The organism is Streptomyces sp. NPDC111507, assembly GCF_055638955.1.
On the sequence record NZ_JBVKBU010000017.1, the window covers coordinates 103,540 to 126,903 of the forward strand.

Sequence of the window (23,364 nt, forward strand, 5' to 3'; positions counted from 1 at the left end):
AGACGAAGCACTCAGGGAGGCCGGGAATGCGGGGCGTAGCCCCGCCTGAGGGGCGCGGGGAACTGCGCGATCAGCCCCCACCGGCCCGCAGGCAAAGCGCTTCGGGTGGGCGGGGTTTCGGGGCGCAGCCCCGCCTGAGGGGCGCGGGGAACTGCGCGATCAGCCCCCACCGACCCGCAGGCAAAGCACTTGGGGAGGGCGGGGGTCCGGGCGCAGCCCCGCCCGAGAGGCGCGGGGAACTGCGCGACCGGACCCCGCCCCCCGTAGTCGGAGCGCGCAGCCGGGGTTCCCAGGGCGTAGTCCTGGTGAAGGGGTGTCAGGCGGGAGCCTGTTCGGGGTGCGGGGCCTCGGCCCCGACCTCCCGCACCCGCACGCGCCGCAACGTCGCAGACGCCACCCCCGCCGCCCCCAGCAACAGCACCGCCCCCGCGATCGCCGCCGCCTGCATCCCACTGGTGAACGCCTCCCGCGCGGCCCGCACCAGCGCATCGCCCGCGCCGTCCGGCAACCGGTGGGCGACCGCCAGCGCGCCGCCGAGGGTCTCCTGGGCCGGCGCCGGGACGCCGGACGGAATCTCGTGGCGGTAGACGGCCGTACCGATGGACCCGAGGACCGCCATACCGAGCGCCCCGCCGAACTCGGCCCCCGTCTCCAGCAGCGAGGACGCGGCGCCCGCGTTGCCGACGGGGACGGTGCCCAGCGCCAGATCCATCATCTGGGACATCACGGTGACGATCCCCGAGGCGAGGACTCCGGCCCCGGCGAGGACCAGCCACATCGAGTCGGTCCCGGTGAGGGCCAGCAGACCGTAGCCGCACGCGGCGAGGACGAAGCCGCCGGAGACGACGTGGGCGCGGTGGACGCCCTTCTGCACCAGCTGCGCGGCGACCGGCGCGGCGACCCCGACCAGGACCGTCGGCAGCAGTGACCACAGCGCGGCCTCCATGGAGCTCTTGCCGAGGACCGACTGCAGGTACTGGGTGGTGAAGTACGCCGACCCCATCATCCCGAACGCGGAGACCAGGTTGAGCACGACGGCGGGCGCGAAGCCCCGGCCCCGGAACAACTCGGGGGAGATCAGCGGGGACTTGGCGGTGCGCTGCCGCTGGACGAAGAGCGCGGCGAAGACGAGACCGACGACGATCGAGACGCCGTACTCGAACTTCCAGCCCTCGGACGGGATTTCCTTCACGCCGTAGATGACGGGCAGCACGGCGGCCATCGACAGCGGCACGCTGAGCAGGTCGAAACGGCCCGGTTCCGGGTTCTTGGACTCGGGGAGCAGGATCGGGCCGAGGACCAGCAGCAGCACCATCGCGGGCAGGTTGACGAGGAAGACCGAGCCCCACCAGAAGTACTCGACGAGGACACCGCTCATCACCGAACCGAGCGCGATACCGCCGGTCATGACGCCGGACCACAGACCGATCGCCTTCGCGCGCTGCCCGGGGTCGGTGAACATCGTGCGGATGATCGCCATCGTCGACGGCATGAGGGTGGCGCCACCGATGCCGAGGACCGCGCGGGCCGTGATCAGCATCTCGGCGCTGTCGGCGTAGGCGGCCATGACCGAGGCCGTGCCGAAGGCGGCGGCGCCGAAGAGGAGGAGCTTGCGGCGGCCTATGCGGTCGCCGAGCGAGCCCATCGTCATCAGCAGTCCGGCGAGCACGAACGCGTAGATGTCGAAGATCCACAGCTGCTGGGTGCCGCTCGGCTCCAGGTCCGCACTGATCGCGGGGATCGCGAAGTAGAGGACCGAGACGTCCATCGAGACCAGGAGCAGCGGAAGCATCAGGACGCCGAGGGCGGTCCATTCGCGGCGGCCGGCGAGGCCTCCGCCGGGTGCGGGGGTGGTGCTCGTCGAGTGCTTCGAGTTCGTCATGACAGGGACTGTACGGACGTCTTAAACGCTTGTCTAGTACGCTTGTTTAAAACGAGCGTCTGGGACGGTTGTCTGGATCGGGGGTACGCTGATCGGCATGGGACACCGTGAGGATCTGCTCGAAGGCGCCAAGCGCTGCCTGCTGGAGAAGGGGTTCGTGCGCACCACGGCGCGCGACATCGTGAAGGAGTCCGGGACGAATCTGGCGTCCATCGGCTACCACTACGGGTCGAAGGACGCGCTGCTGACGCAGGCCTTCGTGGAACTGGTGCAGGAGTGGGGCGAGAAGTCCGCCCATCATCCGGAGCACGAGGACACGCCCGGGGGTTCCGTGGAGCGGTTCCACAGCGTGTGGGCCCGGATGCTGGAGTCCTTCGAGGAGTTCCGCCCCGTCTGGGCGGCCAGCATGGAGATCGTGACGCAGGGGGAGCGGGTTCCGGAGCTGCGGAATCTGATGGCGAAGGCGCAGATCGAGGGACGGTCCGGGCTCGTCGCGATGCTCACGGGCCTGGACGAGGAGACGCTCGACGAGCGCACCGTCCAGTCCCTCGGCGGCTTCTACCAGGCGCTGCTCAACGGTCTGATGGTCCAGTGGCTCTTCGACCCGGCGAGCGCCTCCACGGCGGACGACCTCACGGAGGGGCTGCGACGGGTGATCGAGGGGGCGACCGGCTCGCGCGACTGAGGCGTCACCCGGCCACGACTCCGGTCGGCGTGGCGCCGGGCCCGCGATCGGCTCGCGCGTCGCGGGAGGCCGGGACCAGCGCCACCAGCATCAGTACGGCGGTGACGGCGAAGGCCGACGGATACCCCGTCACCCCGGCCAGCACGCCGAAACCCGCCGCGCCGACGCCCATGCCACCGTCGTACGCGACGTTCCACAGCGCTGTGACGGTGCCGTATCCCGAGGCCGGGACGCGCGCGTACATCAGGGTCAGCGTGGCGTTCTGGGCGATTCCGAAGCCGGTGCCGAAGACCGCGACCCCGACGAGGACCGCGACGGGACTACCGGTGATCGCCGTGATCGACAGGCCCCCCGCCGAGAGGACCAGACCGGGCACGAGGAGCCGCGCGGGCCCGTGCCGGTCGCCGTACCGGCCCGCCGCCCAACGGGCCGCGGTCGACGCGGCCGGCTGCACGAAGAGGGCCACGGCGACGACCGTGCCGTACGCGGCAGGGACCGCCAGCGGCAGGAACGTGACGACGATCCCGGCGGCGAGGGCGGTGGTCGCGAAGACGGCCCCGGGCCGCATCAGACCACCGGTGCGCAGCCCGGCCAGCACCCCCACCGGTTTCCCGGACGCCGGCTCCCGGTCCGGCAGGCCCGGTACGGCGACGATCGCGGCCAGCGCCGCCACGCCCGCGGCCACGGCGACCGGCCCGTACCCGGCGTGCGCGGCGAGCCACACGCCGAGCGGCAGCGCGATCAGCGACGGCACTCCGGAGACCACGCCCACCAGCGCGAGGCCCTCCCCGCGCCGCTCGGCCGGAATGAGCGACGCGGTGAGCGCGCCGCCCGCGACGAGCGTGAGCGCGAAGCCGAGGCCGCGGACCAGACAGACCGTCACGATCCACGCCATGCCGTCGGAGGCGGTCAGGACCAGCGCGGGAGCGCCGAGCAGGGTGAGCCCGGCGATCAGCGCGACCCGGTAGCCGTAGCGGCCGACCAGGCGGGGAGCGGCCAGTTCGCCCAGGACCGTGGAGAGCATCAGGGCGCCGGTGGCCAGGCCCGCGCCCGACGCCGTGGCGTAGCGGGGCACGACCGACAGGAGCAGGAAGAAGCTCGTCGAGGCGCCGACCATGCTCACGAAACGGAGCAGCAGGGGGCGGGTGAGGAGAGGGGGCCTCGAAGCTGCCGCGGGGACACGGGGCGTGGTCGCTGTCATGGAAACGACGCTAGGCACCTGCCGGACCCCCGGTAAGCTCCAATTCCATGCCGTTGCAGTGGGCCGGTCTGTCACCCGAACTGCTCCTGCGCGTCGACCGGGAGAGCGGCGAGCAGCTGCGCGCCCAGCTCGAACGGCAGCTGCGGGACGCGATCCGCACGGGCCGCCTCGGCGCCGGCGAGCGGCTGCCCTCCTCGCGTGAACTCGCCCGCGAGATGGGGCTGTCGAGGGGCCTCGTCCAGGACTGCTACGCCCAGCTCCAGTCCGAGGGCTACCTCGTGACACGCGTCGGCTCGGCCACCCGGGTCGCGGCGTGCGCCCACGTACCGCCCGCGCCCGCGCCGCACCGGAGCGCGCCCGAGCGGCTGGTCGCCGACTTCCGGCACGGCGTGCCGGACCTGACCGGCTTCCCGCTCTCCGACTGGCTCTGGGCGCTGCGCGAGGCGGGCCGCACCCTGCCGACCGCGGACCTCGACTACGGGGACCCTCGCGGGAGTTGCGTGCTGCGCGAGGTCGTCGCCGGATATCTGCGCCGGGTACGTGCCGCCGCGGCCGACCCCGAACGGATCGTCGTCTGCTCCGGCTACGCGCAGGGCCTCGCCCTCACCCTGGAGAGCCTGGCCGGGGCGGGGGTGCGTGTCGTGGCCTACGAGGACCCGGGCGCCCCCGCCACGGTGACGGCAGCCGCGGCCGCGGCGGGTCTGACGGCGGTGCCCGTCCCGGTCGACGAGCAGGGCATCGACGCACGGGCGCTGGCGGCGACCGGGGCACGGGCCGTCGTCGTCACCCCCGCCCACCAGTGGCCCACCGGCGTCGTCCTCGCGCCCGAACGCCGGCTCGCGCTGATCGAGTGGGCGACGCGGCGGGACGCGTACGTCGTCGAGGACGACTACGACGCGGAGTTCCGCTACGACCGTGAACCCGTCGGAGCCCTGCACGGACTGGCCGCCGACCGGGTCGTCTCCATCGGCACCGTCAGCAAGTCCCTCGCCCCGGCGCTGCGCATCGGCTGGCTGCTCTGCCCGCCCGCGCTCGCCGCCCCGATCACGGCGGCCAAACTGCGCACCGACCGCGGCTCCCCGACCCTCGACCAGCTCGCCCTCGCCCGCCTCGTCGAGTCCGGCCGCTACGACCGCCATCTGCGGCGCATGCGCACGACCTACGCGACCCGGCGTACGGCCCTGGTCACGGCCCTCGCCGCACACGCCCCGGAGGTCCGGCTGACGGGTCTCGCGGCCGGGTTCCACGCCGTCGCGCACCTGCCCGGCACGGACGCGGCCGCCGAACGGGCCGTCATCGACGGGGCGCGCGCACGGTCCGTCGGCCTGTACGGGATGAGCGCCTGTCGCGCGGACCGGGCGACGGCGCCGCCCCAACTCGTCCTGGGCTTCGGTGACGTGGGTGAACGCGCGATCACGGAGGGCATCGCGGCGATCGGCGACCTGCTCGTCGGCCGTCCTGGAACCGAGGACCTGTCCTAGGGCCGGCGCAGGGCCGCGCGCCAGGGCTCGGGTACCGTCTCGCCGTACTCGACGTCGGTGGCTCCCACGAGGGCCGCCAGGTCGGCGAGTTGCCCGGTGACGGCCTTGCGCAGGGCCACCGTCGGTCTGACATCGGGCTCCAGATAGAGGCCCTCGACCAGCAGGGTGCCCCGGTTCCGGTCGCGGCGGGGCGAGATACGGCCGACCAGACGGTCCTCGTGCAGGATCGGCAGCAGGTAGTAGCCGTACTCCCGTTTCGCCCTGGGCACGTACATCTCGTTGCGGAAGGCGAAGCCCCACAGCCGTTCGGTCAGGCGCCGGTCGCTCACGAGGTTGTCGAAGGGGGAGAGCAGCGCGGTGCGCCCGTGCCAGTCACCGGCGCGGATCGCCTCCAGCTCGGCCATGGCGTCGACGTGCACGTACCACGTCTCGGTGGCCGAGGCCGCCCCCTCCACCCGTACGGGTATGACGCGACCCTCCTTCGTGAGCGTACGCAGCACCTCGGCCAGGCCGTCGTACTTGCCCCGAAGGAAGTACTGCTTGATGTCCAGCGGACGGGCGACGCCGAGGGCGCGCAGGGTGTGCTCCGCGGCCGTGGTCACCCTCTCCCGCGCCGACACCGCGACCCGGTCGGTGCCGGGCGGCAGACAGGCGTCCGGGAGGCCCCACAGACGCCGGCCCGCCTCGCGCCCCGCGACCATGATCCGGCCCTGGAGCCACAGGAACGTCAGCATCCGCTCGACGTTGCGGCCCGCGGTCCAGCCGCTGGAGGGCCACTCCATGACCGAGCGGTCCTCGAAGGCGTCGGTGGGCAGCGGGGTGCCTTCGGCGAGCCGGGCGAGGATGTGCTCCAGGAGCCCCTCGTTGGCCTCCATCCAGACCTTGGTCAACGACAGGTTCTTCGGGGGGTAGCCGTCCATCGACACCCGGTGGATCGGATAGTCCTCGGTGAGCACCAGGGCCGCGGAGTGCGCCCAGTACTCGAACAGCCACCGCTCCTCCCACCACAACGCGCCGAGAGGCGAACCGGCCCCCGCCCCGAGGCGGCTCCACACCACGAGCTCATGACTCGGCGCCACGACGCTGATGGGGTCCAACTGCAGATAGCGCAACGACCGCAGCACGGCCCGCAGCCCCTCCCCGTCCCCCGACGGACGCACCCCGCCGAGCCACTGCCGCGACAGCGCGAGCCGACGCGCCTCCACCTGACTGATGGTCAACTACTGCTGAGGCGTGGGCATTCCGGGTCCCCGAATTCCTGCTCAGTGGGCCGCTGCCTGAGCCCGCGGCGAGCGTTTCGACGGCACACCCTACGGCTGGCCGCCGCGCGCGGGCATTACAGTCGCGCCCCCTTCAACGCCATGTGCAGCAGCAGGCGGTCCTCGCCGTCGTCCAGGTCGAGGCCGGTCAGCTGCTCGACGCGGGACAGGCGGTAGTAGAGGGTCTGCCGGTGGATGCCCAACTCCGCCGCCGTGCGCCCTGCCTGACCCGCGCAGTCGAGGAACACCTCGGCGGTGCGGGCGAGTTCGCGGTGCGCGGGGGAGAGGAGGGTGCGGACGGCCGGGTCGTGGGCCGCCTCCGGGGGCAGGGCCGTGAGGAGACGGAACGGGCCGATGGAGGCCCACTCGGCGACCGGGCCGAGGCGGGGCTCCGCGAGGACCGCGCGGGCGGCGGCGGACGCCTCCTGCCAGGCCGCCCCCAGCTCGGCGAGGCCCACCCGGGCCCCGGCGACTCCGGCGGCCACGGTCGTCCCGGCACCCTTCGCCGTTCCCTGTCCACCCCCGCGCTCCCCGGCCGCCTCCCGTACGAAGCGGGTCGCCGCCGTGAGCGCCGGAGTCAGTACGTCCGCCGAGCGCAGCCGTACGAGAAGGGCCAGGCTCTGGCCGGTGGCCCCCCACGGCACCGTGCACAGCGCGGTCGCGCCCGGCACCGTACGGACCGAAGGGGCGTCGTCCGGGTCGGCGGAGGGCCAGGGGGCGACGCACACCACCGCGTGCAGGCCGTCGCCGCGCGGGCCGAGGGCGGTGCGCAGCTCGGCGACCGCCATGTCCCGCTGCCAGCCGCGCTCGGCGGTGAGGACCGCCCGCAGCTCGCGGGTGAGGTCCGCGCCCGCCTGTGCCTCGTCCGCGAGCAGGTCGCCGATGCGGGCGGCGACCTCCATCGCCGCGGAGAGCTGCGCCTCGGACGGGCCGGGGTCGTCCTCCAGCAGCCAGACATAGCCGAGGACGACACCCCGATGGCGTACCGGCAGACAGATCCGGCCCCGGTACACGCCCGCCTCCGGGGTGGGCGGGATGTGCACGGGGGCCGTCGCGCGCGTGATGCCGAAGCCCTCGAACCAGGTGCGGACCGCCGCCGTGGAGCGACGGGTGAGGATCGAGCGGGTCCGCACGGGGTCCAGGGCCGACGGGTCGAGCTCGCCCTCGCTGTCGTAGGCGCCGAAGGCGATCAGCTCGAAGTCCCGGTTCTCCAGCGTCGCGGGCACGCCGAGGAGCGCCGAGATCTCGTCGACCAGCTCCTGATAGCCGCCGTGGTCGCCACGGTGATCTCGGTGCTCCCGGTGATCCCGGGGCTCTCTGTGATCCCTGTGTTCGTCGCTCACCCGGGCATTCTCCCGCAATTCCGCAGCCCTTCATACATCTGTCTGAGATCCAGGGCACGGATGCGTGACAGCTGTCGATGGCTCAGGATCGGAGGGATCCTTAGGTTTCACGGTGGTTCTCCGTGCCGTACCCGAATGGTCGGGATACGGCCTTCTGCTCACCTTGTTGTGGAGGTGCCCCGTGCTGGGTCCCGTGATTCTCGCCGCGTCGCGCAGCGACCGGATGCGCCGCTTCGTGTCGGCGGCCCCCGGCACCAAGCAGGTGGTCGCCCGTTTCATCGCCGGTGAGAGCGTCGACCAGGTCGTTCCGGTCGTCCGGGACGCCGTCGCCAAGGGTCTGGAAGTCACCCTCGACGTCGTCGGCGAGGACATCACCACCCGTGAGCAGGCCTTCGCCGCCCGGGACGCGTACCTGGAGCTCATCGAGCACCTGAAGGAGCTGGACCTCGGCACCAAGGCCGAGATGTCGATCAAACTGTCGATGTTCGGGCAGGCCCTGGAGGGCGGCCACGAGCTGGCCCTCGCCAACGTGCGCCCCGTCGTCGAGGCCGCCGCCGCCATCGGCACCACCGTCACCCTGGACGCCGAGGACCACACCACCCTCGACTCGATGTTCGCCATCCACGAGGAGCTGCGGAAGGACTTCCCGCAGACCGGCTGCGTCATCCAGGCCTACCTGTACCGCACCGAGGCCGACGCCCGCCGCCTCGCCGCGAGCGGCAGCCGCGTCCGCCTGGTGAAGGGCGCCTACAAGGAGCCCGCCGAGGTCGCTTACCAGGACAAGGCCGAGACCGACAAGGCGTACGTCCGTGTCCTGCGCGTCCTGATGGAGGGCGAGGGGTACCCGATGATCGGGTCCCACGACCCGCGCCTCATCTCCATCGCGCAGGAGCTGGCGCGCAAGGCCGGGCGCAAGCTGGACGAGTACGAGTTCCAGATGCTGTACGGCATCCGTGGCGAGGAGCACCTGCGGCTCGCCGCCGAGGGCCACCGCATGCGGGTGTACACCGCGTACGGCACCGACTGGTACGGCTACTTCATGCGCCGCCTGGCCGAGAAGCCGGCCAACCTCCTCTTCTTCGCACGCTCGATCCTCACCAAGGGCTGATCCACGGGCCGAGCCCGAACCACCCGCTCATAAAGGAGTTACGGAAATCATGGACGCTGTGACCCAGGTCCCCACCCCCGTCAACGAGCCGGTGCACGGCTACGCCCCCGGTTCGCCCGAACGCGCCCGCCTGGAGGCCAAGCTCAAGGAGCTGGCGGAGAACCCGATCGAGCTGGCGATGACCATCGGCGGCGAGAAGCGGCTCGGCGGCGGTGAGCGCTTCGAGGTCGTGCAGCCGCACAACCACAAGGCCGTCATCGGCACCGGCGCGCACGCCACCCAGCAGGACGCGCAGGACGCCATCGACGCGGCCCTCGCCGCCGCGCCCGCCTGGCGCGCGATGTCCTTCGACGACCGCGCCGCGATCATCCTGCGCGCCGCCGAGCTGCTGGCCGGCCCCTGGCGCGAGACGCTGGCCGCCTCCACCATGCTCGGCCAGTCGAAGACCGCCCAGCAGGCCGAGATCGACACCCCCTGCGAGCTCGTCGACTTCTGGCGCTTCAACGTCCACTACGCCCGCCAGATCCTCGCCGAGCAGCCGCCGGCGAACTCCCCGGGCGTGTGGAACCGCATGGACCACCGTCCGCTGGAGGGCTTCGTCTACGCGATCACGCCCTTCAACTTCACGGCGATCGCGGGCAACCTGCCCACCGCTCCGGCGCTCATGGGCAACGTCGTCGTGTGGAAGCCGTCCCCGACGCAGACCCACGCCGCCGTGCTGCTGATGCAGCTCCTGGAGGAGGCGGGCCTGCCCAAGGGCGTCATCAACCTCGTCACCGGTGACGGCATCGAGGTATCCAAGGTCGCCCTGGAGCACCGCGACCTCGCCGGCATCCACTTCACCGGCTCGACCAAGACCTTCCAGTACCTGTGGAAGACGGTCGGCAACAACATCGAGAAGTACCGCTCCTACCCGCGTCTGGTCGGCGAGACCGGCGGCAAGGACTTCGTCGTCGCCCACCCGTCGGCGGACCGCGCGGTCCTCAAGACCGCGCTGACCCGTGGTTCCTTCGAGTACCAGGGCCAGAAGTGCTCGGCGAGCTCCCGCGCCTACGTCCCGGCCTCCATCTGGAACTCCGGTTTCAAGGAGGAGTTCGCGGCCGAGGTTGACTACCTGACCATGGGTGACGTCACCGACCTGTCGAACTTCATCGGCGCGGTCATCGACGAGCGCTCGTTCGCCAAGAACAAGGCGGCCATCGACCGCGCGAAGGCCGACCCGACCTGCACGATCGTCGCGGGCGGCACGTACGACGACTCCGTCGGCTACTTCGTGCGCCCGACCGTCGTCGAGTGCTCGGACCCGGAGAACGAGGTCTTCACGACCGAGTACTTCGGCCCCTTCCTCGCCGTCCACGTCTACGAGGACGACAAGTACGACGAGATGCTGACCCAGATGGAGTCGGCGTCCGACTACGCGCTCACCGGCGCGGTCATCTCCGGCGACCGCGCGGCGGCCGCGTACACGATGGAGAAGCTCCGCTACGCCGCGGGCAACTTCTACATCAACGACAAGTCGACCGGCGCCGTCGTCGGCCAGCAGCCCTTCGGCGGCGGCCGTGCCTCCGGCACCAACGACAAGGCGGGCGCCCCGCAGAACCTGATGCGCTGGACGCTGACCCGCGCCATCAAGGAGACCCTGGTCCCGCCGACCGACTACACGTACCCGCACATGGGCTGATCAGCCCTTCCGAACCCGGGCCGGGAAGCCCGACCCCCCGAGCAGGCTTCCCGGCCCGTCTCCATGTCCGGCCCGTCTCCGTGTCCGGCCGTCTGCGGGCAGAATTTCTCCATGGCCCGGACGCGGAGTGAGATGGTCGAGACCGACGACGGAGTACGTCTGTGGGCGCAGCGGTCGGGTGAAGGTCCCCCGCTCGTGCTGTGCCACGGCGGTCCTGGCCTGTGGGACATGTTCGAGGACGTGGCCGGATCACTGACGGACCGGGCCGCCGTCCACCGCTGGGACCAGCGCGGTTGCGGACGGTCGGGGTCGTGCGCCGGGCCCTGGACGAGCGAGCGGTTCGTCGCGGACCTGGAGGCCGTACGGCGGCACTTCGGGCTGGAGCGGATGACGCTGCTCGGCCATTCGTGGGGCGCGCAGCTGGTGCTGAGCCATGCGCTGGCCCATCCCGAACGGGTGAACGCGCTGGTCTACGTGAGCGGTACGGGGATCGGACCCGACTCCGACTGGTTCGACGGCTTCAAGGCGAACCTCGTCGCCCGGCTCGGTGAGCGCCCCGAACGCCTGGCCCGCTGGCGTGAGTTGACGGACCGTCCGGTGCGTTCCGAGGCGGAGGAACGGGAGCGTGCGGTGCTGCAGTGGTCCGCCGAGTTCGTGGACCGCGAGCGGGACCTGGAGCATGCCGGGCGGATGGCCGAGCGCTGGTTCGCCATCAACACCGCGTGCAACAAGGCCTTCAACGCCGAGCGGAGAAGGACCTGGGGCACCCCGGAGCTGTACGCCGCCTGCCAGGAGCTCGACCTGCCCGTGGTCGTCGTCGACGGGGCGCTCGACATCCGGCCGCGCTCGGCGGTCGACTCGCTGGAGAGGGCGCTGCCCCGGGTGCGCCGGGTGATCCTGCCGGAGGCCGGGCACCTGCCGTGGGTCGAGGACCCGAGGGGCTTTCGGGAGGCGGTGACGGCGGCGTTGCGGTGAGCCGCCGTCCCTCGCCGCGGCGCAGGTGGCGTTACCCGGCGAACTCCGTCCGCTCCCACCACTCGTACACGGGCAGCCTGCCCTCCGGCGTGTCCGCCTGCCGTGGGGTCGCCCTGAAGTGTTCGTATCCACCGCGCAACTCGATCTTCACGTCCGTTCCAGGGGGCGGGACCGGGACGATCCGCTCGGGCAGATCGTCCGGGCCGCCCTCGAGCAGTGCTTTGGTCGTGTCGCTCATGACGTCACCGTTCCCCCTGCCGGAGCCCGATGTCGCATGCCGCGCGGAGGATCAGTCGTGTGGGCGATCCGCCGCTCAGCCGTCGGCGGTCGCCGTGCACGAACGGCTCCCCCGACCCCGTTCGGGGCCAGGGGAGCGGTGGGTGGCTTCGGTGGGTCAGTTCTCGCAGGTCGTACGGCCTTGGTGGGCGCGACAGGCGAGGGCCGCGAAGCCGCCGTCCGCCACGACGGGTACGGTCAGCGTGCTGTCGCCCCGGACGACGTGCGTCTCGCGCACCAGGCCCGACGGACCGTCCGTCAGGGTCTCCACCAGCCAGCGGCCCGCGTCCAGCCGCAGCGGTACGTCGACCGTGCGGGCCGCGCCCGTGAACGTGCCGCCGATGAACCACCGGCCGTCGGCGGCGCGCCGGGCGAGGACCGCCGAGCGGCCCGGATCGCCGGTCAGCAGCCGGGTCTCCTCCCAGCGGGCGGGAAGCTGCTCCAGATAGCGGCGGGCCTCGGGCCGTGCGTCGTAGGACTCCGGGGTGCCGGACAGGTTCTGGATCCCGGACTCGTACAGGACGCTCAGGCCCAGCTCACCGGCGTCCGAGGCGACGTTCGGGCGGTACGGGCGATGGAAGGCGCCCGGGGTGAAGTCCATGGAGCCGATGACATTGCGGGTGAAGGGGAGCGAGGCCAGCTGCTCCGCCGTGTTGTTGCGCTTCTCCTCGCCGCCGACCCCCTCCATCGACATGACCTGCGGCCAGGTGCGCTGGATGCCCTTGGGGATCGTCGAGCCGTGGAAGTTCACCATGAGGTGGTGGCGGGCCGTGGACTCCAGCACGTCGTCGTACCAGCGCATCCGCTCCTGGGACTCCGAGTCCATGAAGTCGATCTTCACGCCCTTGACGCCCCAGCGCGCCAGCGTGGAAAGCCACTTCTCGCGCTCGACGGGATCGGTCAGCAGGCTGTAGTGCAGCCAGACGTGGATGCCCACGCCCTTGGTCGCCGCGTAGCGCACCAGCTCCGGCATCCAGCTGTCCGTCTGCCACTGGGGATCGATCACGTCCCAGGCGTCGGTCTTGAAGTACCAGCCCGCGTCCACCACTTCGTACGGCCAACCGCGCTCGGCCGCGTAGTCCACGTACTTCTCCTGCGCGGCCAGGCTCTGCCCCGCCTCCTTGCCGCCCGCCAGCCAGGTCCACAGCGCCGGGCCCGGCTTGATCCAGGAGGTGTCGCGGACCCGGGACGCCGGGGCGAGGTCGTCGACGAAGGTCGACTGGGTGACCGTCGCGAGATCACCGGTGACGATCGCGCGCCAGGGGGTGGTGAGCGGGCCGGTCGTCAGGATCGGCTCGTCGTTCCAGAGACTCAGCCCGTACGTCGACGAATCCGCGGTGTGCGTCAGGTGGGCCCCCGCGTAGGTGCCGTTGACGTCCGATTCGGCGATCAGGGCGTAGTCGCCGTCGGCGGCGGCGCCGTTGCCCCCGTCCGTCCTGAACAGGCCCTGCATCATGTACGCGCCCGCCGGCACCGCCGCCGCGGAGTCGTAGCGGGTGAAGCGGAGCTCGTTGTCGGCGCGGTAGCCGCCGAGGAGGGCGTTCGCGCCGGTGGGGAGGGTGAAGGCGGAGGCCTCGCGCAGTACGTTGCCGTGGCTTCGCGGCAGGACGTAGCGGTAGGCGACGCCGTCGCGGGCGACCCGTGTCACCAGGTCGAGCCGGGCGCCGTCGGCGGTGCGGAAGCGGAAGCGGGCCTCGGTCATGCGGGCGACACGGTCGCGGGACTTGCCGGTCGGGCTCGTGTAGTGCTCGGTGATCGTGCGCTGGGAGCGTCCGGTGAGGGTCAACCCCCGGGAGAAGTCGGTCTGTTCGGTGACCAGGCCGAGGGGGGAGGGCTCCAGGACCGGTCTGCCCTCGCGTCTCACGGCGAGCGTGGGATGTCCGTCGGTCCGATCGAGCGCGACGACCGCCGTCGGGGAGCCGTGCGGCCCCTTCACCTCCCAGGCGGCCCGCGCCGTCTCCTCGGCGCGGGCGGGGAGCGCCGCCACCGCCGTGGCGAGCAGGGTGGAACAGAGCGTCAACACGATGGTGCGGGCCCGTAACTGGACCGACATCAGGAACCCTCCTTCTCGCAGCCATCTCCTGTAGTCATCCGATGATTGTGAGAGTGAAGGTGCGCAATGGGCCTGTCAAGGCGTCTGACCGCATCAGAGATAGGACCAATTTTCGACGACGTATCTGATCTCCGCCGGGACGAGCGCCAGGGCGTCGGTGCGCAGGACGAAGAAGCAGGCCGCGCCGAAGGTGGGGGCGGTCGCCAGGACGTCGCGGCGCAGGCCGAGCCGGGCGAGGTGGTGCTGTTCGTCTTCGTCGGGAACATCGGGGTCAAGCCCGCGACGACGTATCTGATCAACCGCTTCGGCTTCCGTCCGCTGCTGATCGTCTCCTCGCTCGGGCTCGCGGTCACCACCGCGGCCTGCGCGCTGTTCACGCGGGGGACGTCGGTCGCGGTGATCGCGGTCGTCGCGGTGCTCTCCGGTGTCGCCCGTTCGGTCGGCCTCAGCGGCTACGCGACCATCGCCTTCAGCGAGACCCCGCCGGAGCGGCTGCGCGACGCCAACGCCCTCTTCGCGACCTCCCACCAACTGGCCGCGGGGCTGGGCGTGGCCGTCACCGCCGTCGCGCTTCGTGGGGGCGCGGCGCTGACGGACGGGACGCGCTCGGCGTATGCCGTCGCGTTCGTGGTGCTCGGCGTGCTGTGTCTCGTTCCGACGGCGGGCGCCCTGCGGCTGCACCCGGCGGCGGGCGATGCCGCGCGCACTGTTGTCCCAGCTCAGAGCCGTGTGACCCAATCCACCGTCTCAGATAGTAGGAAGTCCGAGTAACTGTGGAGACAGATGCCCCTTCCTCGCTTAGTTTTGTAGGAGCCGAACGTCTCGCTAGACCCAGCGAATGGCGGTCGTGAGCTGGAGCCCCTGGCAGGCAACCCCTGCGGCACCGCTCCCCGCCCCCGGCGTCTCGTATCCCTCATCGCACTTCCGGTGGTCCCTCGCGGGACGCTTTCCGGAGGCAAGGAGTCGATTCATCATGGCCGAGACGACCGTCCGCCGAGTCCGCCACGTGTCCCGTACGAGCGAGTCCGACCGCAGGAACGCGGCCGCCGCGCTCCAACGCGCCCTCGACCGCAGGGACAACGGCGGCGAGACGGGTCACTGACCCGCCCGCACCACCCCTCTACGGGGAGCCGCACCCGCACGGGGTGCGGCGCGGGGTTCACGCCCCGCGTCGCACCTCGAAGTGGTCGATGCGCCTGCCGCTCTCCGCGAGCGCCGACACCTTGAGCCGGGGCGCCGTGCCCGCCTCCGCCTCCACCGAGAGGAAGGAGAAGCCGGCGTACCGCACCCGGGACCACTCCACCGTCTCCCGCTGCTGGTCCTGCGACTTGGTCCAGTGGAAGCTGCTCACGGACTCATGGCGGGCGACGTGCCCTTCGTAGCTGTCCTTCACGCCCGACGGGAAGCCGTACAGATCCTTGCCGCCGCCGCCCGCGGTGACGTAGACGATCCCGTCCCGCGTCGGATCCGTAGAGCCGCCCACCGGCACCGCACGGCCCACCGCACCCTTCTTGACGGCGTCCGTCCGTTCGTACACGTGGTTGTGCCCGTTGATCACCAGGTCCACCTGGTGCTTGGCGAACAGCGGCAGCCACGCCGCGCGCACCCCGCCGTCGGAGGCGTGCGCGGAGGTCGAATAGGCGCAGTGGTGGAAGAAGACCACGATGAAGTCCACCGCCGCCGAGGCGCGCAGCTCGCCCAGCTTCCTGTCCAGCCACTTCGTCTGCTTCCCGCCCGTGTAGCCCTGGTTGGCGGGAATCTCGTACGACACGTCGTTCGCGTCCAGTGCCACGACGCCGACGTTGCCGTACGTGAAGGAGTAGACGCCCGGTGCCGTCCGCGGGTCGAAGCCGCTGTCCGGGAGGGAGAAGCGGGCCGCCTGGCCGCCGTAGCCGTCCGGCGAGTACCAGGCCTCCATGTCGTGGTTGCCGGTCGTCACCATCCACGGCACCGACTTCGCCACCGGCTCGGTCTGCTTGAGGAACAGGTCCCAGTACCCGGGGTCGAACCCGTCCGACTTCTTGCCGCGCCCGGTCCCGTCCGCGTAGCAGATGTCACCCGCGTGGAGGTGGAAGGCGGGCTTCTGGCGCAGCAGCACCTTGTCGTTGGCGAGCGCGGCCGAGCTGACGCCCTGGTCGCCGAAGGCGGTGAACACGAACTTCTCCGGGTTCGCGGGCGCCGTGCGGAAGGAGCCGACGGTCGATCTGTGCGCCGGTGAGGCCGGGTCGAAGCCGTCGTGGCCGACGCCGTAGTAGTACGTCGTGCCGGGCCGCAGACCGTCCAGGGCCGCGTGCACGTAGTACTGGTCCAGCGCCAGTCGTACGCCCGCGACCCCCGGCGTGTGCAGCGCGCGGACCTCGGCCCCGACCTTCCGGCTCAGCTGTCCGGGATGCGTGCCCACCCGCAGATACGGCCTCCGGACCGCGAGCGGCACCTGCCAGGAGACCCGCATCTGGGTCTTCGGGTCGGCGCCGAAGGCGAGGTGGCGGCCGAACGGCGTGACGGCGGAACCGTGCACCTGCCCGGTGACGCTCGTGCTCGGGGTGGAGCCGCGCGTCACCGTCCCCGACGGGGACGAGCAGCCGGCCAGCAGCCCGCCGCTCGCGAACGCACCCGCCGACACCAGGGCGCGGCGCCGCGTGAGCTTCGTACGCAGGTACTCGTACTGCTCCGCCATGCTCATCCGGCTCGCGAGCTGCTGCGGAATGCCGAAGTCGGGAATGTCCATGCTGGTGAACTTCCCAGCATGTCCCAACGCCCGCCATACGTACGGGTGAACGCACGTCGACGAAACGGTTCGCGACACCCCGAGGAAGTCCGGATGGCGGACACCTCGTGTCATTCCATGGGACACGGAGTACGGTGCCTTCATGTCTCGCAGCATCAATCTCGCAGTGATCCCCGGTGACGGCATCGGCCAGGAGGTCGTGGCCCAGGGGCTGAAGGTGCTCTCCGCCGTCCTTCCGCAGGATGTGAAGCTGGAGACCAAGGAGTTCGACTTCGGGGCCAAGCGCTACCACGCCACTGGTGAGACCCTCACCGAGGCCGACCTCGACGCCCTCAAGCAGCACGACGCGATCCTGCTCGGCGCGATCGGTGACCCCTCGGTCCCGTCCGGCGTCCTGGAGCGCGGCTTCCTGCTCAAGCTCCGCTTCGCCTTCGACCACCACGTCAACCTGCGTCCGTCGAAGCTTCTTCCGGGTGTCGCCACCCCGCTGGCCGGCCAGCCGGAGATCGACTTCGTCGTGGTCCGCGAGGGCACCGAGGGCCCGTACACGGGCAACGGCGGCACGATCCGCAAGGGCACCGAGCACGAGGTCGCCACCGAGGTCTCCGTCAACACGGCCTTCGGTGTCGAGCGTGTCGTCCGTGACGCCTTCGCCCGCGCCCAGGCCCGCCCGCGCAAGAAGCTGACGCTGGTCCACAAGAACAACGTGCTGACCTTCGCGGGTCACCTCTGGACGAACGTCTTTAACAAGGTGGCCGAGGAGTTCCCCGAGGTCACCACGGACTACATCCACGTGGACGCCGCGACGATCTACCTCGTCACGGACCCCGCGCGTTTCGACGTGATCGTCACCGACAACCTCTTCGGCGACATCATCACCGACCTCGCCGCGGCCGTCTCCGGCGGCATCGGCGTCGCCGCGAGCGGGAACATCAACCCCTCCGGTGAATTCCCCTCGATGTTCGAGCCCGTGCACGGCTCGGCGCCCGACATCGCGGGCCAGGGCAAGGCCGACCCCAGCGCCACCGTCCTGTCCGTCGCCCTCCTGCTGCGCCACCTCGGCTACGAGGCCGAGGCCGCCCGCATCGAGGACGCCGTCTCGGCCGACCTCGCCGAGCGCGTGGGCAAGCCCGCCCGCAGCACCGAGGAAATCGGCGACGCGCTCGCCGTACGAGTAGCCGGCTGACCCGCCGCGCCACTTACGTCTCGTAGGAGCCGCCGGGTCGCATCCGCACCCGGCGGCTTTTCCTATGCCCTCGCCGGGTGTCACCATCAACAACCCCTGGGCAACCCCTGGGCCGTCTTCACCCCGTTTCGTCCACGGCTTCGCGCGCGCGATAATCGAACGCGGAGCCGCGGGAATGAGGGAATGCTCGGACGTCCTAGTACTGGCCACTGGCAGTACTGGCGTGAGCGCGGCCCGTCACACACAACCGGTGAAGGACAACCACATGACGACGCCCACGATCGAGCTCAAGCCCTCTTCGCAGCCCCGCTTCGCGGCGGACCGCGAGGCGATCCTCGCCAACCCCGGGTTCGGCCGCCACTTCACCGACCACATGGTGACGATCAAGTGGACCGAGGGCCGCGGCTGGCACGACGGCCAGCTCGTCCCGTACGGCCCGCTCTCCCTCGACCCCGCGAACATGACCCTGCACTACGCGCAGGAGATCTTCGAGGGGCTCAAGGCCTACCGCCAGCCCGACGGTTCCGTCGCCACCTTCCGCCCGGACAAGAACGCCCGGCGCTTCCAGGCCTCCGCCCGCCGGCTCGGCATGCCGGAGCTGCCCGTGGAGACGTTCATCGAGGCCTGTGACGTGCTGGTCCAGCAGGACCGCGACTGGGTCCCGGCGCACGGCGGCGAGGAGTCCCTCTACCTGCGCCCGTTCATGATCGCGACCGAGGTCGGCCTGGGTGTGAAGCCCGCCAACGAGTACCTCTTCCTGGTCATCGCCTCCCCGGCGGGCGCCTACTTCCCGGGCGGCGTCAAGCCCGTCTCCATCTGGGTCTCCGAGGACCACGTCCGCGCCGTGCCCGGCGGCATGGGCGACGCCAAGACCGGCGGCAACTACGCCGCCTCTCTCCTCGCCCAGGCCGAGGCCGCCGCCAAGGGCTGCGCCCAGGTCTGCTACCTCGACGCGGTCGAGCACAAGTGGGTCGAGGAACTCGGCGGCATGAACCTGTACTTCGTGTACGGCGACAAGATCATCACCCCGTCCCTGACCGGCTCCATCCTGGAGGGCGTCACCCGCGACTCCCTCCTCACTGTCGCCCGCGACCTCGGCTACACCTCCGAGGAGGGCCGCGTCTCCATCGACCAGTGGCAGCGTGACACGGAGAACGGCACCCTGACGGAGGTCTTCGCCTGCGGCACCGCCGCCGTCATCACCCCCGTCGGCACGATCAAGCGCGCCGGCGGCGAGTGGCAGCAGTCCGGAGGCGAGCCCGGCGGGGTCACCCTGAAGCTGCGCGAGGCGCTCCTCGACATCCAGCGCGGCATTAGCGAGGACAAGCACGGCTGGATGCACCCGCTGGGCTAGGACGACCCCCGCGACCCTCGCGACCCGCGCGCCCGTCGGTCCACGGCAATCCGCGCCTCCCGCCGGTCCCCCTCTCCCCAACAGGAGTGCGGGGACCGGCGGTTCGTTCGACGCGTAGCGGCTGCGTGACACGGGTATCCACAGATTCCACGGGGGGAGCGTGCCGCCCTCCCGTGTGCCCGCACGGCCACGGAGGGAGCGCAGGTGAGCGCAGGGTCGCCGATACCACGACTGCGCTGGCTGCTGCGCACCTTACGCACCCCACGCCGCCCCCAGAGCCTCACCGTCCTCGTCCTGCTCGCCGCCGTCGCAGCCCTCCTCCTCTGGAGCAGCTCGCGGATGGACAACTACGGGGAGAACCTCACCCTCAACCTCGGCACCGACATCGTCGGCGTCGTCGTCACCGTCTTCGTGATCGGCCCGCTGATCAGCCGCGCCCAGGAGGGCCGGGTCCGCGAACACACCCGGCTGGACTACGAGTGGTTCAGCGCCCAGGTCTACGGCTCGACCTCGAACGTGAAGGTCCTCGACACCTTCTCCAATGTGTTCGGCCCGCAGTTCTCCGAGCGCCTCTTCCGCGGCATCAAGGCGGCCACCGGGCACGGCGCCCGCGTGCAGATCCTCCTGCTCGACCCTGACTCCCTCGCGGTCATCCTGCGCGGCCGTGAACTGGGCGAGCAGAGCGCCGACATCCGCCGCGACATCATGCGCAACCTGCGCACACTCGACCGGTTCGCGCTCCGGCTCGACGAGAACTCCCGTCAGCTCCTCGAGGTACGCCTCTGCTCCACCTCCCCCGGCGTGACCCTCTACCGCTGGGACGAGCGCTCCCTGGTCTCCTTCCTGACCGTCGGGCGTCTGTCCGGCGAGGGAGTCCAGCTGGAGGTCGCCGTCCACTCCCCGCTCGGCACCTTCGTCGAACAACGCTTCGACGAGCTGTGGCAGCAGAGCAAGCCGATGGAGCGATTCACCCATCTGCCGCTGACCCTCGTCGACGCGACCGACGGCCGCCGGGCGTTCAGCTGCCGCTTCGTCTACGTGGACGACTGCCTGTACGTCGCCGGACACGACCTCGTGTCGCACATGGCCCGCCACCGCCTCGACCAACTCTCCGCCTACAGCGATGCCTTGACCGCCTCCGGCGCGCACGAGCTGATCGTCGTGGACGACGAGAGCGAGCTGCACGGGCTGCTCATGCAGCGCTTCGCGGAGAAGTACGATGCGTCGGCGGGCGCCTTCGTCGAGTTGCGGCCGTTGGTCCTGGTCAGGGAATAGCACACATGAGTTCAGCGCTCCACCCCGCTCAGCCCGCGAGACCCGGCTCCGCGCACCCGAGCCTCCGGTCTCCGGACACCAGCTCCCGGTCTTCGCACCCGAGCCCCCGCTTCCGCGCCTTCACGCCCCGTGACCTGGACGGCCTGCTGCGGCGCGTGGCCCTGCCGCCCGCCGAGCGACTCGCCCTGCGGGCCGTGGCGGCCGTCCTGCCGTTCCGTACGAACGTCTACGTGGTCGACGAGTTGATCGACTGGTCGGCCGTGCCCGACGACCCGATCTTCCGGCTGACGTTCCCGCAGGCCGAGATGCTGCCCGAGCCCGACCTCAGGCAGATGGCGGAGCTGCTGGCGCGGGACGCCCCGAAGGCCGACGTCCTGCGCGCGGCCCACGAGATCCGGATGAAGCTCAACCCGCATCCTTCCGGCCAGCTCGACGCCAACGTCCCCGTGCACGAGGGGCGGCGCCTCACCGGCCTCCAGCACAAGTACGCGGAAACGGTGCTGGTCTTCCCGCGCCAGGGCCAGACCTGCCACGCCTACTGCACGTACTGCTTCCGCTGGCCCCAGTTCGTCGGCGAGTCCGACCTGCGCATCGCCACCGACGACATCGGCGCCACGTCCGCCTATCTGCGCGCCCACCCGGAGGTCACCAGCGCGCTCATCACGGGTGGCGACCCGATGGTGATGAGCACCGAGGTGCTGCGCCGCTACGTCGAACCGCTCCTGGAGATCGAGTCGGTCCAGTCGGTCCGCATCGGCACCAAATCGCTCGCCTTCTGGCCGTACCGTTTCCTCACCGACCGCGACGCCGACGACGTGCTGCGCCTCTTCGAGAAGGTCGTCGCGAGCGGCCGCCACCTCGCGCTGATGGCCCACTTCACCCATCCCCAGGAGCTGCGGCCCCCGGTGGTGCGGGAGGCGATGCGCCGGGTGCGTGACACGGGTGCCGTGATCCGCTGTCAGGGGCCGCTGGTCAGGGGCATCAACGACAGCGCCGAGGCGTGGGCCGGACTGTGGAACGAGACGACCGCGCTGGGGGCGGTGCCGTACTACCAGTTCGTGGAGCGGGACACCGGCCCGCAGGGCTACTTCGGGGTGCCGCTCGCCCGCGGTCACCAGATCTTCCGCGACGCCTACGCCCAGGTGTCCGGCCTCGCGCGGACCGTGCGCGGCCCCGTCATGTCGGCGATGCCGGGCAAGGTGTGCGTGGACGGGATCACGGAGGTGGCCGGTGAGAAGGTCTTCGTGCTCCACCTCATCCAGGCCCGCGACCCGGAGCTGGTGGGCCGCCCGTTCTTCGCCGCGTACGACGAGAACGCCACCTGGTTCAGCGACCTAAAGCCCGCTTTCGGCGCGAGCCAGTTCCTGCCCGGCCTCGACCCGGTGTGAGGCCCGCTTCGGTGAGAGGGTCACGTAGACGAGGCCGCCGACCAGGCCCGACAGGAGGAAGCTGCAGTCCACTCCGCCGGTGAGGGACAGCAGCGGTCCCTGGTACGACGGGAGGGAGACGGCGAGGAGGCCGGCGAACGCGCCCAGTGCCCAGGCCACCGTCGCCTGGACGTTCCAGCCGGCTCGGTACCAGTAGATCCCGCCCCGGGAGCGGCGGTTGAAGACCTGGAGGGCGTCCGGGTCGTAGATTCCGCGGCAGCGGGCGAAGCCGATGAGGGTGATGACGGCCCACGGGGTGCCGATGGCGGTCAGGAGAAGGACGAAGGACGTCATCGCGGACTGCGCGTTCCAGGCGTAGTGGCCGACGAAGACACAGACGGTGGCGACGACGGCGACCGTGAGGGTCGCCCGGGCGCGCGAGGCCTTCGGCAGGATCGCGTCGAGGTCCAGGCCCATGGAGTACAGCATCAGGCCCGCGTTGCCGACCGACCCCGCGGAGGCTGCGAGCAGTAGCGGGACCAGGTACCAGGTGGGGGAGGCGGAGACCAGCGGCCCCGCGTAGTCGAGGGCCGCGCGGGCGGCGTACGCCGTGAAGGTGCCGAAGAGCTGCGGGACCAGCAGCCCGGCGATCAGGCCCAGCCAGGTGGCGTGCAGGACCGTACGGGAGGAGTGCCGGGACGGGGAGATGTAGCGCGTGTAGTCGCCGAGCAGGGTGATGAACGCGATCGGTCCTGACAGGCCCGCCGCGACCGCCGCCAGCAGCCAGGTCGGCCAGAACGAGCCCAGCAGATAGCCGCCGGTCTCCGGGAGCGCGGCGGTGGTGAAGTGCGGCGCGTAGGCGAGCACACCGAGCGCGAGGAGCGCGGTCATCCCGACCGCGAGGACCCGGGACATCGCGAGCAGCACGCGGTAGCCGTACACCGCGCCCGCGACGGTGGCGGCGGCGAGGACGGCGTACACGACGGCGTACGACAGTCCGTTCGCCGGCAGCCCGAACAGGCGGCCGAGCACGCTCACCATCACATCGCCGCCGATCCAGACGGTCAGCGCGGTGTAGCCGAGGGCGAGCAGCAGCCCGACGACCGAGCCGACCAGCCGTCCGCGCACGCCGAACTGGGCGCCGGAGGAGGTGGAGAGGTTCGTCGCCGTGCGCAGCGACACCAGCGCGAGCGGCGCGGTGAGCGCCGTTCCGATCACCGTGCCCGCCACGATCGCGCTCACCGACGACCACCAGTCGAGCCCGAAGGAGGGTGGCAGCCAGCCGAAGATGATCACGCCGAGACAGAGGTTCGACCCCAGCAGGATCGAGACGAGGTCCCCCGGCCCGCTGGTCCGTTCCTCGTCGGGGATGGTGTCGACTCCGCGCTGTTCGATCGGCATGGCTGGTCTCCTTCGACGGCCGCCTGAGAGTTAGAGCGACGTTCAATGTCTTTGACCAGATTCTGGATGTCAATGTTTCCGTTCCATGAATCTCGTGTTTAGAGTGGTG

Annotated in this window: 19 protein-coding genes; 11 read left to right on the plus strand and 8 right to left on the minus strand. The window is 71.1% G+C overall.

What is annotated here, in order from left to right; all coding sequences use genetic code 11:
* Nucleotides 1-316: 316 nt before the first annotated feature.
* Nucleotides 317-1,882, minus strand: a complete 1,566-nt coding sequence (locus tag ACZ7M2_RS42575; RefSeq protein WP_471599898.1) for an MFS transporter — start codon at nt 1,880-1,882, stop codon at nt 317-319.
* Nucleotides 1,883-1,979: 97 nt separating this feature from the next.
* On the opposite strand from ACZ7M2_RS42575, the gene ACZ7M2_RS42580 reads away from it, so the two are divergent.
* Entirely contained in the window at nt 1,980-2,567 is a 588-nt protein-coding gene (locus ACZ7M2_RS42580) for a TetR/AcrR family transcriptional regulator (RefSeq protein WP_471599899.1), read from the plus strand.
* A 4-nt stretch (nt 2,568-2,571) separates the two neighbouring features.
* Here the strand turns inward: ACZ7M2_RS42580 and ACZ7M2_RS42585 are convergent, their stop codons facing one another.
* Nucleotides 2,572-3,768: an MFS transporter gene (locus ACZ7M2_RS42585; RefSeq protein ID WP_471599900.1), complete on the minus strand. Its 1,197-nt coding sequence runs from the start codon at nt 3,766-3,768 to the stop codon at nt 2,572-2,574.
* Nucleotides 3,769-3,815: 47 nt separating this feature from the next.
* Here ACZ7M2_RS42585 and pdxR point away from each other — a divergent pair, with 47 nt between their 5' ends.
* Complete coding sequence (gene pdxR, locus ACZ7M2_RS42590) at nt 3,816-5,249, plus strand: MocR-like pyridoxine biosynthesis transcription factor PdxR (protein ID WP_471599901.1); 1,434 nt, start codon at nt 3,816-3,818, stop codon at nt 5,247-5,249.
* Here pdxR and ACZ7M2_RS42595 read toward each other — a convergent pair.
* Together ACZ7M2_RS42595 and ACZ7M2_RS42600 are read right to left on the minus strand one after the other, a co-directional pair.
* Nucleotides 5,246-6,454, minus strand: a complete 1,209-nt coding sequence (locus ACZ7M2_RS42595) for a winged helix-turn-helix domain-containing protein (protein ID WP_471599902.1) — start codon at nt 6,452-6,454, stop codon at nt 5,246-5,248. The genes pdxR and ACZ7M2_RS42595 overlap by 4 nt on opposite strands.
* Nucleotides 6,455-6,585: 131 nt before the next feature.
* Complete coding sequence (locus ACZ7M2_RS42600) at nt 6,586-7,869, minus strand: PucR family transcriptional regulator (protein WP_471599903.1); 1,284 nt, start codon at nt 7,867-7,869, stop codon at nt 6,586-6,588.
* 163 nt (nt 7,870-8,032) lie between these two features.
* On the opposite strand from ACZ7M2_RS42600, the gene ACZ7M2_RS42605 reads away from it, so the two are divergent.
* The 3 genes from ACZ7M2_RS42605 to ACZ7M2_RS42615 all read left to right on the plus strand — a co-directional run bounded on the left by ACZ7M2_RS42605 (nt 8,033) and on the right by ACZ7M2_RS42615 (nt 11,615).
* Nucleotides 8,033-8,959, plus strand: a complete 927-nt coding sequence (locus ACZ7M2_RS42605) for a proline dehydrogenase family protein (protein ID WP_470054060.1) — start codon at nt 8,033-8,035, stop codon at nt 8,957-8,959.
* Between the two features lie 49 nt (nt 8,960-9,008).
* Complete coding sequence (gene pruA / locus ACZ7M2_RS42610) at nt 9,009-10,640, plus strand: L-glutamate gamma-semialdehyde dehydrogenase (RefSeq protein WP_471599904.1); 1,632 nt, start codon at nt 9,009-9,011, stop codon at nt 10,638-10,640.
* A gap of 111 nt (nt 10,641-10,751) precedes the next feature.
* Nucleotides 10,752-11,615, plus strand: coding sequence for an alpha/beta fold hydrolase (locus tag ACZ7M2_RS42615; protein ID WP_471599905.1), 864 nt, complete (start codon nt 10,752-10,754; stop codon nt 11,613-11,615).
* 31 nt (nt 11,616-11,646) lie between these two features.
* On the opposite strand, the gene ACZ7M2_RS42620 is transcribed toward ACZ7M2_RS42615, so the two are convergent.
* Together ACZ7M2_RS42620 and ACZ7M2_RS42625 are read right to left on the minus strand one after the other, a co-directional pair.
* On the minus strand, nt 11,647-11,853 hold the full coding sequence (locus ACZ7M2_RS42620) for a DUF5988 family protein (protein WP_054234564.1): 207 nt from the start codon (nt 11,851-11,853) through the stop codon (nt 11,647-11,649).
* A gap of 156 nt (nt 11,854-12,009) precedes the next feature.
* Nucleotides 12,010-13,944, minus strand: coding sequence for a glycoside hydrolase family 97 protein (locus tag ACZ7M2_RS42625; RefSeq protein ID WP_471599906.1), 1,935 nt, complete (start codon nt 13,942-13,944; stop codon nt 12,010-12,012).
* Between the two features lie 66 nt (nt 13,945-14,010).
* Between ACZ7M2_RS42625 and ACZ7M2_RS42630 the strand changes: the two genes are divergently transcribed.
* Together ACZ7M2_RS42630 and ACZ7M2_RS42635 are read left to right on the plus strand one after the other, a co-directional pair.
* Nucleotides 14,011-14,715 (plus strand): MFS transporter, encoded by a 705-nt coding sequence (locus tag ACZ7M2_RS42630; protein ID WP_471599907.1) that lies wholly within the window; start codon nt 14,011-14,013, stop codon nt 14,713-14,715.
* A 202-nt stretch (nt 14,716-14,917) separates the two neighbouring features.
* Nucleotides 14,918-15,046 (plus strand): hypothetical protein, encoded by a 129-nt coding sequence (locus ACZ7M2_RS42635; RefSeq protein WP_352049372.1) that lies wholly within the window; start codon nt 14,918-14,920, stop codon nt 15,044-15,046.
* A gap of 57 nt (nt 15,047-15,103) precedes the next feature.
* On the opposite strand, the gene ACZ7M2_RS42640 is transcribed toward ACZ7M2_RS42635, so the two are convergent.
* Nucleotides 15,104-16,672: a purple acid phosphatase family protein gene (locus tag ACZ7M2_RS42640; protein ID WP_471599908.1), complete on the minus strand. Its 1,569-nt coding sequence runs from the start codon at nt 16,670-16,672 to the stop codon at nt 15,104-15,106.
* A gap of 142 nt (nt 16,673-16,814) precedes the next feature.
* Here ACZ7M2_RS42640 and ACZ7M2_RS42645 point away from each other — a divergent pair, with 142 nt between their 5' ends.
* The 4 genes from ACZ7M2_RS42645 to ACZ7M2_RS42660 all read left to right on the plus strand — a co-directional run bounded on the left by ACZ7M2_RS42645 (nt 16,815) and on the right by ACZ7M2_RS42660 (nt 21,875).
* A complete protein-coding gene (locus ACZ7M2_RS42645) occupies nt 16,815-17,858 on the plus strand; it encodes a 3-isopropylmalate dehydrogenase (protein WP_054234560.1) in 1,044 nt (347 codons plus the stop codon).
* 265 nt (nt 17,859-18,123) lie between these two features.
* Nucleotides 18,124-19,212, plus strand: a complete 1,089-nt coding sequence (locus ACZ7M2_RS42650) for a branched-chain amino acid aminotransferase (protein WP_471599909.1) — start codon at nt 18,124-18,126, stop codon at nt 19,210-19,212.
* Nucleotides 19,213-19,416: 204 nt separating this feature from the next.
* Nucleotides 19,417-20,487, plus strand: a complete 1,071-nt coding sequence (locus ACZ7M2_RS42655; protein WP_471599910.1) for a hypothetical protein — start codon at nt 19,417-19,419, stop codon at nt 20,485-20,487.
* 5 nt (nt 20,488-20,492) lie between these two features.
* Nucleotides 20,493-21,875: a KamA family radical SAM protein gene (locus ACZ7M2_RS42660; RefSeq protein ID WP_471599911.1), complete on the plus strand. Its 1,383-nt coding sequence runs from the start codon at nt 20,493-20,495 to the stop codon at nt 21,873-21,875.
* On the opposite strand, the gene ACZ7M2_RS42665 is transcribed toward ACZ7M2_RS42660, so the two are convergent.
* The gene (locus ACZ7M2_RS42665; protein ID WP_471599912.1) at nt 21,822-23,255 is read right to left on the minus strand and encodes a cytosine permease; all 1,434 of its coding nucleotides are present in this window, start codon (nt 23,253-23,255) and stop codon (nt 21,822-21,824) included. The two genes, ACZ7M2_RS42660 and ACZ7M2_RS42665, sit on opposite strands and share 54 nt — an antisense overlap.
* Nucleotides 23,256-23,364: the final 109 nt, after the last annotated feature.

Coding starts and splice junctions, on each gene's coding strand:
- ACZ7M2_RS42575 (WP_471599898.1), bottom strand. CDS start 1,882: ATGACGAACTCGAAGCACTCGACGAGCACCACCCCCGCACCCGGCGGA.
- ACZ7M2_RS42580 (WP_471599899.1), top strand. CDS start 1,980: ATGGGACACCGTGAGGATCTGCTCGAAGGCGCCAAGCGCTGCCTGCTG.
- ACZ7M2_RS42585 (WP_471599900.1), bottom strand. CDS start 3,768: ATGACAGCGACCACGCCCCGTGTCCCCGCGGCAGCTTCGAGGCCCCCT.
- pdxR (WP_471599901.1), top strand. CDS start 3,816: ATGCCGTTGCAGTGGGCCGGTCTGTCACCCGAACTGCTCCTGCGCGTC.
- pruA (WP_471599904.1), top strand. CDS start 9,009: ATGGACGCTGTGACCCAGGTCCCCACCCCCGTCAACGAGCCGGTGCAC.
- ACZ7M2_RS42615 (WP_471599905.1), top strand. CDS start 10,752: ATGGCCCGGACGCGGAGTGAGATGGTCGAGACCGACGACGGAGTACGT.
- ACZ7M2_RS42620 (WP_054234564.1), bottom strand. CDS start 11,853: ATGAGCGACACGACCAAAGCACTGCTCGAGGGCGGCCCGGACGATCTG.
- ACZ7M2_RS42625 (WP_471599906.1), bottom strand. CDS start 13,944: ATGTCGGTCCAGTTACGGGCCCGCACCATCGTGTTGACGCTCTGTTCC.
- ACZ7M2_RS42630 (WP_471599907.1), top strand. CDS start 14,011: ATGGGCCTGTCAAGGCGTCTGACCGCATCAGAGATAGGACCAATTTTC.
- ACZ7M2_RS42635 (WP_352049372.1), top strand. CDS start 14,918: ATGGCCGAGACGACCGTCCGCCGAGTCCGCCACGTGTCCCGTACGAGC.
- ACZ7M2_RS42640 (WP_471599908.1), bottom strand. CDS start 16,672: ATGGACATTCCCGACTTCGGCATTCCGCAGCAGCTCGCGAGCCGGATG.
- ACZ7M2_RS42645 (WP_054234560.1), top strand. CDS start 16,815: ATGTCTCGCAGCATCAATCTCGCAGTGATCCCCGGTGACGGCATCGGC.
- ACZ7M2_RS42650 (WP_471599909.1), top strand. CDS start 18,124: ATGACGACGCCCACGATCGAGCTCAAGCCCTCTTCGCAGCCCCGCTTC.
- ACZ7M2_RS42660 (WP_471599911.1), top strand. CDS start 20,493: ATGAGTTCAGCGCTCCACCCCGCTCAGCCCGCGAGACCCGGCTCCGCG.
- ACZ7M2_RS42665 (WP_471599912.1), bottom strand. CDS start 23,255: ATGCCGATCGAACAGCGCGGAGTCGACACCATCCCCGACGAGGAACGG.